The sequence below is a fragment of the Candidatus Caldatribacterium sp. genome (assembly GCA_014359405.1).
Classification (GTDB): domain Bacteria; phylum Atribacterota; class Atribacteria; order Atribacterales; family Caldatribacteriaceae; genus Caldatribacterium; species Caldatribacterium oleiphilum.
The window spans coordinates 1-16,237 of sequence record JACIZN010000035.1 but is presented as its reverse complement, the minus strand read 5'-3'; the positions used below and the strand labels follow the sequence as shown (position 1 = coordinate 16,237).

At 51.7% G+C, this 16,237-nt stretch carries 15 protein-coding genes, 1 pseudogene and 2 other annotated features; all 16 genes and pseudogenes read right to left on the bottom strand.

The annotated features are described in order from the left end of the window. Window positions 1–523 (bottom strand): tryptophan synthase subunit alpha (gene trpA / locus H5U36_04135; GenBank protein MBC7217351.1); only part of this gene is annotated, 523 nt, incomplete at its 3' end. 2 nt (window positions 524–525) lie between these two features. Beyond that, window positions 526–1,704, bottom strand: a complete 1,179-nt coding sequence (gene trpB, locus H5U36_04130) for a tryptophan synthase subunit beta (GenBank protein MBC7217350.1) — start codon at window positions 1,702–1,704, stop codon at window positions 526–528. Beyond that, entirely contained in the window at window positions 1,701–2,333 is a 633-nt protein-coding gene (locus tag H5U36_04125) for a phosphoribosylanthranilate isomerase (protein ID MBC7217349.1), read from the bottom strand. Before H5U36_04125 ends, trpB begins: the two co-directional genes overlap by 4 nt. Then, window positions 2,320–3,114, bottom strand: a complete 795-nt coding sequence (locus H5U36_04120; GenBank protein ID MBC7217348.1) for an indole-3-glycerol-phosphate synthase — start codon at window positions 3,112–3,114, stop codon at window positions 2,320–2,322. Before H5U36_04120 ends, H5U36_04125 begins: the two co-directional genes overlap by 14 nt. Next, a complete protein-coding gene (gene trpD, locus H5U36_04115; GenBank protein MBC7217347.1) occupies window positions 3,098–4,144 on the bottom strand; it encodes an anthranilate phosphoribosyltransferase in 1,047 nt (348 codons plus the stop codon). Before trpD ends, H5U36_04120 begins: the two co-directional genes overlap by 17 nt. Then, a pseudogene (locus tag H5U36_04110) lies at window positions 4,141–4,717 on the bottom strand (aminodeoxychorismate/anthranilate synthase component II). Before H5U36_04110 ends, trpD begins: the two are co-directional and overlap by 4 nt. Next, window positions 4,714–6,162, bottom strand: a complete 1,449-nt coding sequence (locus H5U36_04105) for an anthranilate synthase component I family protein (GenBank protein ID MBC7217346.1) — start codon at window positions 6,160–6,162, stop codon at window positions 4,714–4,716. Before H5U36_04105 ends, H5U36_04110 begins: the two are co-directional and overlap by 4 nt. Further along, window positions 6,159–6,413: a binding site (T-box leader), on the bottom strand. (Overlaps the previous gene by 4 nt.) 66 nt (window positions 6,414–6,479) lie before the next feature. Further along, complete coding sequence (locus tag H5U36_04100) at window positions 6,480–7,529, bottom strand: radical SAM protein (protein MBC7217345.1); 1,050 nt, start codon at window positions 7,527–7,529, stop codon at window positions 6,480–6,482. Further along, window positions 7,513–8,631, bottom strand: coding sequence for a tetratricopeptide repeat protein (locus H5U36_04095; GenBank protein ID MBC7217344.1), 1,119 nt, complete (start codon window positions 8,629–8,631; stop codon window positions 7,513–7,515). Before H5U36_04095 ends, H5U36_04100 begins: the two co-directional genes overlap by 17 nt. A 51-nt stretch (window positions 8,632–8,682) precedes the next feature. Beyond that, on the bottom strand, window positions 8,683–9,414 hold the full coding sequence (locus H5U36_04090) for a UPF0280 family protein (protein MBC7217343.1): 732 nt from the start codon (window positions 9,412–9,414) through the stop codon (window positions 8,683–8,685). Further along, window positions 9,415–9,828 carry a 4Fe-4S binding protein gene (locus H5U36_04085; protein ID MBC7217342.1) on the bottom strand — a complete coding sequence of 138 codons (414 nt, stop codon included), beginning with the start codon at window positions 9,826–9,828 and terminating at the stop codon, window positions 9,415–9,417. It lies immediately after the preceding gene. Between the two features lie 5 nt (window positions 9,829–9,833). Further along, complete coding sequence (locus H5U36_04080) at window positions 9,834–11,063, bottom strand: homocysteine biosynthesis protein (protein ID MBC7217341.1); 1,230 nt, start codon at window positions 11,061–11,063, stop codon at window positions 9,834–9,836. Between the two features lie 47 nt (window positions 11,064–11,110). Beyond that, window positions 11,111–11,335, bottom strand: a binding site (T-box leader). Window positions 11,336–11,391: 56 nt separating this feature from the next. Continuing rightward, a complete protein-coding gene (gene melA, locus H5U36_04075; GenBank protein ID MBC7217340.1) occupies window positions 11,392–12,708 on the bottom strand; it encodes an alpha-galactosidase in 1,317 nt (438 codons plus the stop codon). A 21-nt stretch (window positions 12,709–12,729) separates the two neighbouring features. Then, the gene (locus H5U36_04070) at window positions 12,730–14,082 is read right to left on the bottom strand and encodes an alpha-glucosidase/alpha-galactosidase (GenBank protein ID MBC7217339.1); all 1,353 of its coding nucleotides are present in this window, start codon (window positions 14,080–14,082) and stop codon (window positions 12,730–12,732) included. Window positions 14,083–14,321: 239 nt separating this feature from the next. Beyond that, a complete protein-coding gene (locus tag H5U36_04065; protein MBC7217338.1) occupies window positions 14,322–15,323 on the bottom strand; it encodes an ABC transporter ATP-binding protein in 1,002 nt (333 codons plus the stop codon). Beyond that, a partial coding sequence (locus tag H5U36_04060; protein ID MBC7217337.1) for an ATP-binding cassette domain-containing protein occupies window positions 15,320–16,237 on the bottom strand: 918 nt, incomplete at its 5' end. The genes H5U36_04060 and H5U36_04065, both read right to left, overlap by 4 nt.

Genomic DNA, 16,237 nt, shown 5'->3' with positions numbered 1-16,237 from the left:
CTTTCCCAGACACAAAGTATAAGAAACCCTCGCTATTTTCAGCAATGCGTCGCACCCGCTCAAGAGGCGAAGTCACCGAGGCAAGAAGAATGCGGGAAAGAATACCCCGAGCACCCTCGAGGAAATCACGAGCTTCAAGAGGAAAATCAGCAACGATGAGCCCTAAAAAGCCGGCTTCTCTGAAGTCCCTTGCGAATTCCCCCACGCCGTACTGAAGCACAATATTCCCATAGGTCATAGCTATAAGGGGAACAGAAAGGCGAAAGCGGGAGAGAACCTCAGGAACCATGCGCGGGGTAACTCCCTGCTTGAGCGCCATAAACGATGTCGTCTGAATAACCGGTCCATCTGCTACCGGGTCGGAATGGGGAATGCCCACTTCGATAGCATCGACCCCTTCGCTCTCGCAGATTTGAAGGAGCTTGCAGAAGCTCTCAACATCAGGATACCCAAAGGTAAGATAGGGAACAAAGAGTTTGTGCCTCTTTCTCCGTTCTACAAGAACGTCTCGCAATGGGTCCATGACTATTCCCCCTTTGCAAGAGACTGCATGACCACTTCAACATCCTTATCGCCCCTTCCTGAAAGGCAGATGAGAATGGTCGCTCCAGAAGGCAAGGAAGGAGCAAGCTTGAGAGCGTACGCAACTGCATGGGCACTCTCAAGAGCAGGTATAATTCCATCGGTTCTGGCAAGGTGACAGAAAGCATCTCGTGCCTCCTCATCTGTCACCGCCACGTACTGTGCTCTTCCGGTCACCGCAAGAAAGGAATGTTCAGGTCCCACCCCAGGGTAGTCAAGACCAGCAGCAATGGAATGTGTCTCCCGAATCTGCCCGAACTCATCCTGGAGAAGAAAGCTCATGCTCCCATGGAGCACCCCCTTCTTTCCTCGACCGATGCTTGCCGCATGCTTTCCACTTTCAAGACCAAGACCACCGGCCTCCACTCCTATGAGCTTAACCTCCTCATGAGGAAGGAAGGCGGAGAATATCCCCATGGCGTTGCTTCCTCCCCCCACGCAGGCAATGACATAGTCAGGGAGCTTACCCTCTCGCTCGAGAAATTGCTCTTTCGCTTCTCGCCCTATGACCGATTGGAAATCCCGCACCATGGTGGGGTACGGATGGGGACCGACCACAGACCCAATCACGTAGTGCGTTGTATCCACGTTCCGGACCCAGTCTCGCAGGGCTTCGTTGATAGCGTCTTTTAGGGTTTGACTTCCAGAGTACACAGGAATGACCTCCGCCCCAAGGATTTGCATTCGAAAGACGTTGAGTTTCTGCCTCTCCACATCGATAGCCCCCATGTACACCTGGCATGAAAGTCCAAGAAGGGCACAGGCTGTTGCCGTTGCCACCCCATGCTGCCCCGCACCGGTCTCCGCGATAATCCGTTTCTTGCCCATCTTTTTTGCAAGAAGTACCTGTCCCAGGGTATTGTTGAGCTTGTGCGATCCAGTATGGTTCAGGTCCTCGCGCTTCAGGTAAATCCTTACTCCCCCAAGTTCTTCGGAAAGTCTTGCTGCGTAAGTGAGGGGCGTGGGACGTCCAGCATATGTCCTCAGGTACATCTCGAGCTCTGCCCGAAAGGAGGGATCATCTCGATAGTACTCGTACGCCTCCTCGAGCTCCTCAAGAGGATGAATGAGGGTCTCTGGGACAAACCGTCCACCAAACTCGCCAAAAAATCCTTTCCTCATAATGCCACCTTCCTCTGCACGACGGCAAGAAATTCTTTCAACTTACCCAGGTCCTTTTTTCCTGGTGCCCTCTCAACTCCGCTATTCACATCAAGAGCGAAAGGATGAATCTCTTCAAGGAGAGAAACAACGTTTTCCGCCGTTAACCCTCCTGCAATGATAACCGGACGGGGGATGCTCTGGAGAAGATGGGCAATGCTCTTCCAGGGAAAGGGCCTCCCCGTACCCCCTCGTTTGCCCCCGTGTACGGTATCAAAGAGAATATAGGATACCCACGGAACGTACTCCTCGATGTTTTCAGGAAACACCCCTTCTCCAACCCCGAAAGCCTTAATAACACCTCTCCCAAGTCGCTCACAGAAAGAAGGGTCCTCCTCCCCGTGAAGCTGCAAAAGGTCAAGCCCACAGAAATCTCGAATACGTCGGACCTCACCAAACGGCGCATTTTGAAAGACGCCCACAGTAAGAACCTTGCCCTGAAGGCAAGAGACAATGTCCCGAACCTTCTCAGGGCTCACGTAACGGGGGCTCTCGGGAACGAAAATGAACCCAAGCGCCCAAACGCCAAGGGAAGCTATAGAGAGAGCGTCCTCTTTTTCCGTTATACCGCACACCTTAACAACGGGCAATTGCTCTCTCCCCCTGTAACTCAAGGAGTTTTCTTGTGGGATTTTCTGAAGTCAAAAGTGACCCTCCGACAAGGAAGTTGTACACCCCCGCCTCAAGGAGATTCTCCACGTCGTCACGATTGGCGATACCACTTTCGGCAACTACTGTAACATCCTTAGGAATCAAGGGAAGAAGGCGAAGGGTCGTTGCAAGAGATACCCTGAAGGTAGAAAGATCCCGGTTGTTGATACCGATGACTCTGGCGGACGCAGAGAGGGCTTTCTCGAGATCTCTCTCGTCGTGGACCTCAACAAGAGGAGTAAGGCCAAGGAATTCGGCAAGTTCTATGAAGCTCTTGAGGCGGTCTTTTGAAACAATACGCGCAATCAGGAGAATCGCATGGGCACCTGCTTCCTTTGTTTCGTAGATTTGCGTCTCTTCAAGAACAAAGTCCTTGCGCAAGACCGGAAGATGGGTCGTTCTCACTACCATCTGGAGGAGTTCAAGGCTTCCCTGAAAATGCTCTTCCTCAGTAACAACCGAAATCGCCTTTGCCCTACCCTCCTCATAAGAGGAGAGGAAGTAAGGAACCTCCTCGAGCGCAATGAATCTCCCCCGAGAAGGCGAGGCAAGCTTAATCTCGGCAATGATGTTAGGCCCGGGACCACATAGGGAAGAGAGGAAGGCGTTCTCCTGAGAACGAGCAAGAAGTTCAGCTACCTCGAAAGGTGAATACTTTTTTCCCTGAGCAAGGAGTCTCCGCTTCTTCGCAACCACAATGGTTTCAAGAATGTTTTCCATTTTCCGCACCCCCTCGGATTCCCCTTGCAGCAGCAACGAGTTCCTGGATTCTCTCAAGAGCCTCTCCGCTTTGGACGATTCCCTCAACCTGTTCGAGCGCCTGAGGAATTGTTTCTGCTCTCTCAGCAAGCCACACAAGGAAGGCTGTGTTCAGGACAAGTGCCTCGTAGTGTGCTTCCTTCTTTTTTCCCTGAAGAATTTCAAGAAAGAGCTGGGCATTATCATGGGTACTTCCCCCTTGAATCGCCTCCACAGGGTGCTCCCGGAGACCAACCTCACGAGGGTGAAAGGTTAAGGTTTCCATTCCCCCCTCGGTTACAAGAATGCAGTGCGTTGTACCGCTCACGCTCACCTCATCTACCCCAGGTTCCCCCCAAACGGCAAGACCCCGTCGTACCCCAAGAAGAGAGAGAACGTACGCCACCGGCTCAAGGAGTTTTTGGTCGTACACGCCAACCATCTTGTACGCCACGGAACAGGGAGTTGTTAAAGGACCAAGGACGTTGAATACTGTGCGTACCCCAAGCTCTCTCCGTACCCCCTGAACTGTCCGCATGGCTGGATGGTACAGCGGAGCATAAAGGAAAGCAAAACCTGTTGTGGCAAAGAGTGCCTCCATGGACTCTTTCGGAAGATCCACGGGAAAGCCAAGGCTCTCAAGAAAATCAGCACTTCCAGAACGACTTGAAACCGAGCGATTGCCATGCTTCACAATCGGGACACCCAAGGCAAAGGCAAGGAGAGCAGCGCCTGTAGAGATGTTCATAGTGCCCTTCCCATCGCCGCCAGTACCACAGTTATCAGCAACCAGCACTCCAGAGGGTACCGAAAAGGGTATTGCGAAATCACGCATAGCCTGAGCAAACCCGAGGAGTTCCTCTTTCCTTTCACCCCGAACCCGTAGAACACCAAGAATTGCCCCCATTTGTGCAGGGGTGAGCTTCCCCTGCATGAGTTCACACATGAGAGCGTACGCTTCAGAAGTGGTGAGAATCTCTCCGTTGAGTACTCGAAGCAATGCCTCCTTCACCTCCTCCCCACCTCCAGGAAATTCCGAAGGATGATTTTTCCCTGAGGAGTGAGAACAGACTCCGGATGAAACTGGACTCCAAAGAGGGGGTAGATCTTGTGCTCTAACGCCATGATCTCTCCCTCTTCAGTCCAGGCAGTAACCCGAAGGGATGGCGGAAGACTTCCAGGATCAACAACAAGGGAATGGTATCGGCCGACCCATATCTCCTGGGGCAGATCCCGGAAGAGAGGAGAAGGAAGGAGAAAAACTTTCCATCTCTTCCCGTGGCAGGGCCTTCGAGCCTTTACAATGCGCGCTCCTTCAACGTACGCAATGCACTGGTGGCCAAAGACACACCCCCAGGATAGGAATGAAGGGGGCAAAGCGAGCTATGACGCTATTCGTGATACCGCAATCGGTGGGATCCTTTGGACCCGGAGAGATCACAATTCGATCCGGGTGCATTCTCTCAATCTCCTCGATGGTGATTTCGTCATTGCGGAAGACCCGAATTTCATCCTTGCTCAACTCCCCAAGGTACTGCACCAAGTTGTACGTGAAGGAATCGTAATTGTCGATGACGAGAATCATACGCTCTCCTCCTTTTCGGCAAGTTGTAATGCCAGGAGCAAGGCTTCAGCCTTGCTCCGGGTTTCCTCGTATTCCCGCTCGGGCACAGAATCGTACACCACCCCTGCTCCTGCCTGAACCCGAGCAATACCATCCTTAAAGAAGATGCTTCGAATGACAATGCAGGTATCCATATTCCCCTGAAAACTCACGTACCCCAACGCTCCTGCGTAGGGACCGCGGCTTTCTGGCTCAATCTCTTCGATGATCTCCATTGCCCGCACCTTCGGTGCTCCACTGACCGTGCCTGCCGGAAAGCATGCCTGCAACGCCCTCCAGGGGTTCATACCTTGGCGGAGCACTCCAGAAACCGTGGAGACGATATGGAAGACGTGAGAGTATCGCTCGATCTTCATGTATTCCTCAACCTGAACGCTTCCCAGCTCACACACCCGCCCAAGGTCATTTCTCCCAAGGTCAAGGAGCATAACGTGTTCCGCATTCTCCTTTTCATCCCCAAGGAGATCCTGAATGATTTCCTCTTCTGGCACACCCTGCAGGCGTCGACGCGTCCCAGCAATGGGACGAGTCGTAACCTTCCTTCCCTCGACCTTGACCATCATTTCCGGGGAAGAGCCAAGGAGTGTAAAACCCGGCGTCTCAAAGTAGAAAAGGTAGGGTGATGGATTCAGGGACCGTAAAATCCGATACGCCTGGAAAGGGTCTCCCTCATGCGGCACCGTGAAACGCTGGGAGATGACGACCTGAGAGGCATGTCCCTCTTCGATGAGCTCGATGACCCTGCGAACCGCCCTTTCAAAAGCTTCCTTCGTGAAATTCGAGCGAATTGGTCCACAGAGGCGGAATCCTTCCCGCTTTTCTGCAGCCAAAGGATACCTTTTAATTTCCCCCATGACCTCCTGAATCCACGCCACTCCCCGCAGAAAATCCCCTTCGTCTCCCGCCCGGGCAATGTACACCGCCCCTAAGAGATGCTTGAGATGGTCAAAAAAGAGGTACCGTCGCACCGTCGCAAAATAGGCAAGGGGAAAGTCTACAGGCTTCTTGGGAACCGTTTTTTCCCAGGTTTTCACAGCATCATAGCTCAAAAAACCGACTGCTCCGCCCAGAAAAGGCAGGGCAAGAGAAGGGTAGACCGAGAAAGAAGGGTACTTCCTTTCAAGGACAGTCACAAGGTCCATGAAGTCGAAGAAGTATTCCTCTTCCTCTACGTCCCTGATAAGGAAGGAATACCTCCCCCAGGTTTCACCCCTTTCGGCGCTCTCAAGGAGAAACACCGGACTCCCCCGCCTGAGGTGCTCAAAAAGAACCACAGGTGTCAGGCGGTCCGCAAGGCACTCCGCATGGAGAGGTATGTAATCGTACTGTGCACTGAGCTTATAGAACTCCTCCTTCGAAGGGCGGATCTCCAATTTCCTCACCCCAAACAAAAAAGCCCTCGTCAAGAGACGAGGGCTTTTCCTCGTGGTGCCACTCTTGTTGGTAGTACCCACGTACTACCCACTCAACCGGGTACACTGTGATACCCGTCTTCCTCTAAAGGGAAAGACCCTTTTCAACCTACTCTCCCCTCTCGGGGATTTCGATGAAAAGCTCCGAGGCCCATTCACCCCTTCGGGACTACCTGGCTCCCACCTCACCCAGGCTCTCTCTGAGCCCCAGACAAGGGGCTACTCCCCCTCATCATCGCCTAAAGCTCTATTCAACTTTGGCTTCCTTATACCACCAACTATGCCTTCTCGTCAAGATGGGCAAGTTCTCTTTAGTACCACCAAGACAGGAGGAACCTGTTGCCTATGGAAACATTTCGGAGACCTGCTCTCTTGCATCTTTCCAGTGCCTCTTCAGCGTGGTTGACCGAAGTTGTCGGGAGATTATCAAAAAAGAAATTCGGAGCAAATCCTAAAAGGACATAGGGGATATCTGGATTCACACGGGCAATAAAGGTGGCAATCCTCTCGACTTCTTCCCCAGTTACGTAGCCGGGGACAAGGAGAGTGCTCGCCACAACAGTGGGTCTATCGTACTTCTTGCTCTCCTGAGCAAGCCACAGGAAGTTTTCAAGCGTTCTTCGGTTGGAAACCCCGGTGAGGGCAAGGTGAATCCGCTCGTCAAAAGCCTTTACATCCACCTTGAGAATTCCTCCACTCTCGCAGGAGAACTTGTACATGATCCGAATAATCTCGGGGTGCACAGCTCCGTTGGTTTCCCAGCAAATGCGCAGCCTCCCCAGAACTCTTCGGGCAAAAGCAAGGGCATGGGCTACTTGAGGTCCAGGATCCCCTCCAAAAAAACACACACAGGCGACCCTTGGATGGACCGCCTTAAGGAGTTCTTCCACACTCACAAGGGGTTTCCGTTCCGCAAGGAGGGTATGAAAGTGCCAGTTCTGGCAGAAAAGACAGTTAAAAGAGCAACCTGCGTAGAAAACGGCAAGGTTCTGGTACCCGAAATGCTTCCTCTCCGGACAAAAGGGCGTGGCCACACAGTTTGTCGGGAGATCGTCGTAGTACCACTCAAGAAGGCCTTTTTCTGCTGTCCCTGCCCAGCGCCTTCCTCCCTCAAGAAGCCCACAGAAGCTTATGGTTTCTCCTCCACAGGCATGGACACAGATTGAGCACAGAGGAGAACCTCCATGGGCAGGGTACGGAAGGCCAAAGGACTTACGGATTTTGGCATGAACCTTCTCGATGTGGGGAAGGGCTTGCGAGAAATTCTCAACAATGCAGCGTCGGCAAAGACCAAGTGTATCGGCAACAAGGAAGGATTTTACTCCACAGATTCGGCAGCATCCCTCACGTGGTTCCTCCATGCGCCACCACAGGGGCCTCGCTTCCTAAGAATTCGAAAACCCCTACGTCCTCTCCAAGATACTCCCCTTCTACCCCGTCCTCCCTAAGGGAGTTCTTCCAGGGGAAACCCTGCTCTTCAAGATACCTCAAGTCCTTTTCGGCTTCTTCATACCGCCCCAGGGCTTTATAGGTGAGCGCTCGAAAGAGATATCCTCGGAAAAAATCAGGACGAAGAAGAAGCACTGCTGAGAAATCCTCAAGAGCCCTCTCGTAATCGCCCTTCCTGTACAAGCACAAACCCCGCGCAAAGTACGCCCTGAAAAAGGTAGGATCAATGGCTATGGCATCGCTTTGGCTTCCTATGGCTTCCTCACATCGTCCAAGCTCGAGCAAGACCAAGCCTTTCAGGTAGTGGGCTTGTACATTGCTTCGCTGCAGGGTGATGACCTTTGAGAAATCCTCAAGTGCTTTCTCGTGTTCCCCTCTCTGGAAAAAATACGTCCCCCGGAGCATGTAGAGCCTCGGATCCGTAGGCTTTAAGACCAAGGCCTTAGAGATATCCTGAGGAACTGTTGTGTCAAATCCTTTGTAACGCAGAACGAGGAGGGCTCGACGGTACAAAGCCTCAGAATCAGAAGGGTTAAGGAGAAGGCATTTTGAGAGATCTTCCAGGGCTTCCTCAGGTTTTCCCGCCTCAGAAAACGCCATAGCTCGATTGAAGAAGGCTTCGGCAAGATGAGGATTTAACTCACAAGCCTTCGAGAGATCTCGGAGGGCCTCTTCAATCCGTCCCTGGGAAAGGTAAGCATTTCCCTGGTTGTTATAGGCTTCGGCAAAATTGGGCCGCAAATCAATGGCTTTTGAATAGTCAGCAATAGCCTTCTCTACTTCACCGAGGGCAAAGTAGGCATTCCCCCGGTTCACATAACCCTCGGGGTAATCGGGTTTGAGCTCAAGAAGGACATTGTACGCCTGAACAGCCTCTGCAAAGCGCTTTTCCCGGAGATGGGTGAAGGCAAGGAGCACAAGCCTTCGAAGTTCAGGAGAAAAGATGTCCCGAACTTCAATACGAGAAAGATACAGCGCCACGAGTGCAAGTACTGCAAGAAGAAGGAATACCACTTCTAACCCCCTTTTCTGCCTTTCTTACTATCTATTGTAGCAGAAAAGGGGTTAGACAAGCTTCTCAAGCTCGATTTTCCCCTCAACTCCCAGAAGGTCTTCGAAGATAACCACCACTCCCTCGAGGGAAGGGATACGACGAGCAAAACGCAAAACCGAAGCGACATCCTCTCGTCTTCGAACACGGTTTGCAAGACTCGTTGCCCACGCATCGGCAAGCGCCGCCGAGCTTGATACAACCACGACTGCATCTGCGCAGCCAAAACTCAGAGAAGGACCAACCTTCCCTGAAGACGTGGCCACTCCCCAGACCTTCCCTCCAGGAAGCCGAATACCAACCCTGAAGCTGAAGGGCGAATCTTCCCCTGCATAGATGGCCACAACTCGTTCCCGCGAAGAAACAACAAGAATATCTCCACCATTTTCAATGATGAGCTCAGAACTTAAGGGAAGAAGTTCTTCAGCAACGGCTTCATTGATAGCCCCAGCCACCGCTGCCATCGGACCCACTTGGGCTTCCCGTGCCGCCCAGCTCATACGTTGACATATCGGCGGAGCAAAAGAAGGAACAGAAACGGGGACGAGAGATGCCGCAAAGCGAGGATCGTATCGAATGTACGCCTCAAGATTCCTGCGCTCTTTCACAAGACGGGCCTCTGCCCTCTCCTTCAAATCCCTCTCGGCAAGGATGAAGAGATCGCTCTCTTTCACCCTCACCGAGAAGGGCACGAGGTCATCAGCCCGCATATACCTTCGATACCATCGTTCAACGTACTGGCGCACTCAAATCAGGGCCTCCATGGCATGAGTAGGACAGGCAAGAACACAGAGTTCACAGGCAATGCACTTTGCTGGATCGTACCGCACAAGGAAAGAGGGTCGCTCCATAGAGAGTGCCCCGGTGGGGCAGAGTCCCACACAGGTTCCACAGTGATAACACCGCTCCTCCACCATGCGGATGTCTTGACTCAGGGGTTCAACGAGGACTCCTCGGCTCTTCAAGAACTCAAGGCCCTCCTTCTGCTTTTCCCGATTCCCAATGACTTCCATTACCATAATGCCCTCTCGATGCGGCGATATGGAGGCTCGCAGAATGTTGAACTGTAATCCAAAGTGCAGGGCAAGCTCGCACACAATGGGACGGTCCGCCACTTCTTGGGGAAACCGGAGAACGACTTTCTTTCCATTCCCATTCATAGCCTTTACCTCCCAACGATCACACTGGCCTCAACAGGCCGCTCCACAAGGTTCTTGAACCGCACTCCAGACTCTACCCCCGGAAGCTGTGCCACAGGCTTTGTCAAGGTGAATTTCCCTTCTTGAATCCACCTCTTCAAGGTGAGGGCTACCTCCCGAGCCTTGCTGTAGCTTGACATCGGGGACGTGGGGACTTCTTTACCCCCTATCCGAATCTTTCCGCTCCGGAGCTCTGCATAGCTCACGTAGCCGAGAATTTCTCCCGTACCGTAGGGATAGGCGTGGCTGTAGTCCACAACCGGTGCAAGGATTTCCTCATCGCTCACCGAACAGTAGTAGAGGGTCTCCTCATCGAGGATGGGAATAGGAACCCCAAGGCCAAGAGCCAAAGAACAACCGTATCCTCGAATGCTCACTCCCCAAAGCCACTGAGGACTCATACCTTTGAGGTCCCCGATGACTGCCAGGGTTCCTGCCCCACCTTTGGGGATGCCCCGTTCAGTCCGTTCCACGCTCGGGTTGTGCTGGGTTCCCTGCCAGGCGACGTATCCGATACCTCCTCCAAGGAAAATCCTCGTTCCTATACCGATGACCCGGTAGAAAGGATCGTTGAGGAGGGGCGAGAGTTGCCCCGCCGAAGAGTACCCTGCATTCCCCATCTTTGGAAGGAGCACTCCCAGATAGGTGTAGATGGTCTTATCGGAGAGGTTCACGGCCACATTGTAGTTCTGGTAGGCGTTCCTGGGATTGAAGAGGTACGCCTCGTTGAGGTCCCGAAGATTAATCCAGGTGACGAGCTTCTTCCTCGGGTAGCAGTCCGTGCCATAGGCGTAGGCCTCAAGGAGAATGTCCTTTCCAGCCACAAGGTCTTGGATAACATGGCCGCCTCCATAGCGGAACTCTCCAGGATGGACCTTATTGAGGGGATCGTCTTTGGCCGGTTGCGTCGCCCCGATGTAGAGGTCCACTGCCGCAAGGCCAGCATAGGCCAAAACTCCGTTAAGGTACACCTCGTGAATCTTCATCCGGGGTTTTGTGTGGCCAATGTTCAAGAAAGCTCCTGAAGAGCACATGATGCCGAAAGTCCCAGTGGTCACCACATCCACTTCCCGGGCTACCCTCTCTACGCCTTTTTCCCTAACAAGGTCGATGACCTCCTCAGCAGTGACCACAACCACCTGCCCTTTCTGGATTTTCTCGTTGATTTCCTCATAGGTCCGGAGGAGACTGCCCACAGGAACACCCCCTTTACTTTGGTCTTGATACGCAAAAACCCCTCGCCCGAAGGGACGAGGGGTTGCACTCGTGGTACCACCCTTCTTCACTATCCCGAAAGGGATAGCCTCGTTACCATGGGTCCTGTAACGGGGACCATCCGTTGGCGACTACTCCCTTTCATCACCACCGCTCTGGGGCCATGTTCATCAGGCCAGGGATACCGGGCTCCCACCTTCCCCCGGCTCTCTCTGATCCCCTCCCGACTACTCATCCCCTTCACCGCTCTGCGGGTCGGGGATATTATAGCATAGCGATAGGAATAGTCAAGAAGTGAGGGAAGTTTTTTCAGAACCAGCCTCCCGGAAGATACTCCCGTTCCGCCTCAAACATTTCGTCAACCATCTTTTTGATTTCGTCAAGGGAGAGAACGGCTGCAGTTAGGGGGTCATAGTAAAGGGCATAGTACACATAGTCCCTCTTCCCCTCAAGAATGGCCTGCACTGCCATCTCTTGGCTCTGCACAACCATCCGGTTGAGTGCTGCAAGCTGCAGGGGCAAATCTCCCACAAAAGCAGGACGAATACGTCCTTTCTCCACAAAACAAGGGACCTCAACAACACACTGGGGAGGAAGATTCGTTATGAGACCCTTGTTGGGAAGATTGATGTTTGCTCGAAAAATCTCGCCACTCTCGAGGGCATAGATAATCTTCATTCCATACTCCTCGCTCTCTTCGTAGTTTATGGAAACTTCTCCACTTGCAATTCGCTCGAGCTCTCTCTCGTAACTTTCTCTATCTTCTCCGTAGAGCTTAAGAATGAATCCAGTTTCTCCGTTCCATCCCCCACCAGGTGTGAATCGTTTCAAAAGGTCCGGTCTTTTCCGAAACCAGGGGTTATACTCAGAATTGTGACCGCTGGACTCGGTTACGTAGTACCCAAGATGCTTGAACATCTCTATCCTTGTCGTATCCATTCTCCAGATTTCTGGATCCTCTACCCTTTCCCGCAAAAGAGGATACACATCTTTTCCATCCAGGCGAAGTTCTAAAAACCAGGCTTGATGGTTGATTCCTGCAACCCAGTACTCGAGCTTCTCAAAAGGCCAGTCCATGTATCGAGCTATCTGCCTTGCAGTATGCTGCACACTGTGGCAAAGGCCGTAAAACCGCAACGAGGGATAGCGCTCCTTCACAACCCAGCAGAGAATGGACATAGGATTCGTGTAGTTGAACACAAAAGCTTCCGGACAAAGTTCCACTATATCCTGGCACATGGCAAGGATAACCGGCGCGGTTCTCAGGGCTCTAAAGACACCTCCGGGACCAATGGTATCCCCAATGCACTGGTCCACTCCGTACCGCAGGGGAATTTCGATGTCCTTTCGAATGGCTTCTATATCCCCCACAAGGATGGAAATGAAAACATACTGGGAACCTGGAAGGGCCTCTCTACGATCGGTGGTAGCGAGAATCCTCTCCACAGGGATGTTATTCTCGCGAAAAATCCTCTGTGCAATACGGTGAATATACGAAAGGCGACGTTCATTAATGTCTACAAGCGCGATTTCGATTTCCTCTCGAGGAAAAGGCAATCGTGCAAGATCCACAAGGAGCCTCTGGGTAAAAACGAGACTCCCTGCGCCGATAAAGGTTACCTTCACTCGTTAGACCTCCTTTCGTGCTTACGCACATGCCCACTCTGGAAGATACTCCCGTTCCGCCTCAAACATTTCGTCAACCATCTTTTTGATTTCGTCAAGGGAGAGAACGGCTGCAGTTAGGGGGTCGAGGGCTATAGCTTCATAGATATACCGCCTCTTTTGCTGCAATACACCCTCTACCGCCAGCTCTTGAACGTTGATATTCGTCCTATTAATGGCTGCAAGCTGCGGTGGAAGTTCACCCACAAAACAGGGATGGATACCCAGGCGGTCCACAAAACAGGGAACTTCAACGCAACAGCCTTCGGGAAGATTGGTGATAAGTCCTGTATTCGCAACGTTACCATTAATTCGAACTACTTCCCCCGTTTCCATAGCATTGATGATATAGGCACCGTACTCAAGGCTTCGCCGAATCTCTATCGGCTCTTCACCCTGAATCTGGCGTCTGATTCTCTCCATGTAAGGCGCAAGGCCAGCGCGGCATATCTCATAGTAGTCCCAGCGCTTCGGGATATATCTTGCGACGAGATGCGGATTTTTCCGGAAATAAGGTACATATTCAGACATGTGGTGGCTCGATTCAGTCACGAAGTATCCGAAGCGGCGCATAATCTCGAAACGGACAATGTCCCGATTGTAAATCTCGGGATCCTCCATGGCTTTCCAGAGGAGGGGATATGCATCCTCTCCTTTATACCTGAACTGCAGAAACCAGGCCTGGTGATTGATTCCCGCAACCCAGTAATCGATACCTTCAGGTATGGGTTTATAGAAGAATTCCTGCTCTTCATCCTCGTACCGGAGTACTTCCTCCACCTGGACACCAATGTACTCAGCCAGAGTTCGAGCTGTTCCCTGAACACTGTGGCAAAGGCCTACATTTCGCACGCGGGTCGCTTTGTTCATCGCCCAGCAGAGCATGGCCATCGGATTCGTGTAATTGATGAGCAAAGCATCGGGGCAGAGTTCTTCCATATCCCGGCAGATGTCAAGGAGTACGGGGATAGTGCGCAAAGCCCGGAAGACTCCCCCAGGTCCAAGGGTATCCCCCACCGTCTGGTCTATTCCGTACTTTCTGGGAATCTCTACATCCAGTCGATACGCTTCAAGCCCCCCAACCTGAATCATGTTGATGACGTACTGAGCTCCTTTGAGAACTTTTCTTCGGTCCTTCGTGGCTTCAATAGTCAGAGGTAGGTTCTCTTGCTCTTTGAGTCTTTCAGTGAGTTTTGTGATAAGTTCAAGGCGCTCTTCATCGATGTCCACAAGGGCAAGAGTGCTATTCCTAAGGGATGGAAAAGTGATAATATCAGTGATTAGCTTCTGAGCAAAAACGACGCTACCTGCACCGATAATGACGATTTTGGGCATACTTGACCCTCCTTCCATCTACTGGAGAGTGCTGCCGTTACTCTCAAAAATTCCAACCACGTACAGGAACTTGAATAAAACACAGTTGAACGACTCTCGGTAATCTGAGTGCTAGGAAACTATCCCCAAGGTAAATTACTATCTACTCAGACGAGGGTAACCAAGATACTGCGATTGCCCAATCTTCAAAATAAACCCCACTGTTCAAAAACCCCCTTGCAGTCATCCTGAGGGGCTTCTTAGCAATACAACCAGCATCGAACCTGATGCCCACTCTTTACCTCTATCAGAGGAGGGGCCTCTATGCAGGTGCGCTTACAATGAGGACACCTTGACGCAAAAAGACAACCCTCAATTTTAGCATATGGGTCTGGGATATCACCCCTAATGATTTCAAGCCGTTCCTTACTCCTCCCCTGTACACCCAGATACGGTATGGATTTCAACAACGCTTGCGTATAGGGATGCAAGGGATCATCAAATAGGTCGCACACCTCGGCATATTCCATAATTCTTCCCAAATACATGACTGCCACGTAGTCAGCAATTTCTGCTACTACTCCTAAGTTATGGGTTATGATAATGACCGCCATACCTATCTTCCGCTGCAGATCCCTAAGGAGCTCCAGCACCTGAGCTTGTACCGTCACATCTAGGGCAGTGGTGGGCTCGTCCGCTATGAGTAACCTCGGATTACAAGCTAAGGCCATTGCTATCATGGCGCGTTGCCGCATTCCTCCACTCAACTGGTGAGGGTAATCATCCACTCTTTTCTTTGGTTCCGGGATACCCACTCGCTCCAGCATGCGAATCGCAAGCAATTTAGCATCCCTTCGTGTCATTCTCTGGTGGGTAACAATGTTCTCGATGATTTGCTCCCCAATGGTGTACAGTGGATTAAGGGATACCATCGGTTCCTGAAAAATCATGGAGATATGCCTTCCCCTTATTTCTCGCATAGCATTTCCCTTAGGCGGGAGTTTAGCCAAATCGATAAAGCTTCCATTTCCTCGATAGTACAATATCTCTCCCCGAATTATCTTCCCCGGAGGAGGGACCAACCTCATCACTGAGAGTGCCAAGACTGTTTTGCCACAACCTGTCTCACCTATAATGCCCAAAACCTTCCCTTCTCGTACCTCCAAATCAACCCCGTCCACTGCTCTTACAACTCCGTCGTCAGTATAAAAGTAGGTACAGAGATCTTCGATGCGGAGAAGTACACCTTTCTTTTCGATCATCCACCCTCTACCCCTTTAAGGCACAACTGTTCCGCAAAATGGCAAGCAACATAGTGATGAGTATCAACCTCCCTAAGCACCGGTTCCTCCTCACGGCAGATTTTATCGGCGTATCGGCACCTGGGATGGAATTTACACCCAGGAGGTGAACAGATAGGACTGGGGACATCTCCTCCCAACAGTATACGGCTGAGTTTTCTCCGAGGATCAACCTTAGGAACCGCAGACAGGAGGGCCTCTGTGTATGGATGTTTAGGCGTAACGTATATCGCCGTCGCATCGCCAACTTCGACAAGTTTTCCCAAGTACATCACGGCAACTCGGTCACTCACATATTGCACCACACTCAAATCGTGCGAAATGAAAAGGTATGTAAGACGAAGTTCTCTTTGTAAATCTTTAAGAAGGTTCAGCACCTGTGCCTGAACAGAGACATCTAAGGCAGAAACAGGTTCATCAGCTACGATAAGCCTCGGATTAGAAGCTAAGGCTCGCGCAATGCCTATTCTCTGTCTTTGACCACCACTAAACTCATAGGCGTACCTTCTCATGTGCTGCGCTTTTAACCCCACAAGTTCAAGGAGCATCTTTACCTTTTCCTCCAAATCCCTACCCTTGGCCATGCCATGAATTTTCATAGGTTCTCCCACGATCTCCATCACCGTCAGCCTCGGATCAAGGGAGGAGTAGGGATCCTGAAATATCATCCTCATCTCCCGCCTCAGTTCCTTAAGTGTTTCCAGGTCTAACTTCGTCAATTCCACTTTTTCACCGCTGCTTTTTCTAAACCAAACCTCACCTTCGGTAGGCTCTATTAACCTTAAAACGCATCTTCCCAAGGTAGTCTTGCCACAGCCACTCTCCCCCACCAATCCCAAGGTCTCCCCCTCTTTAATGAAGAAGCTAACCCCATC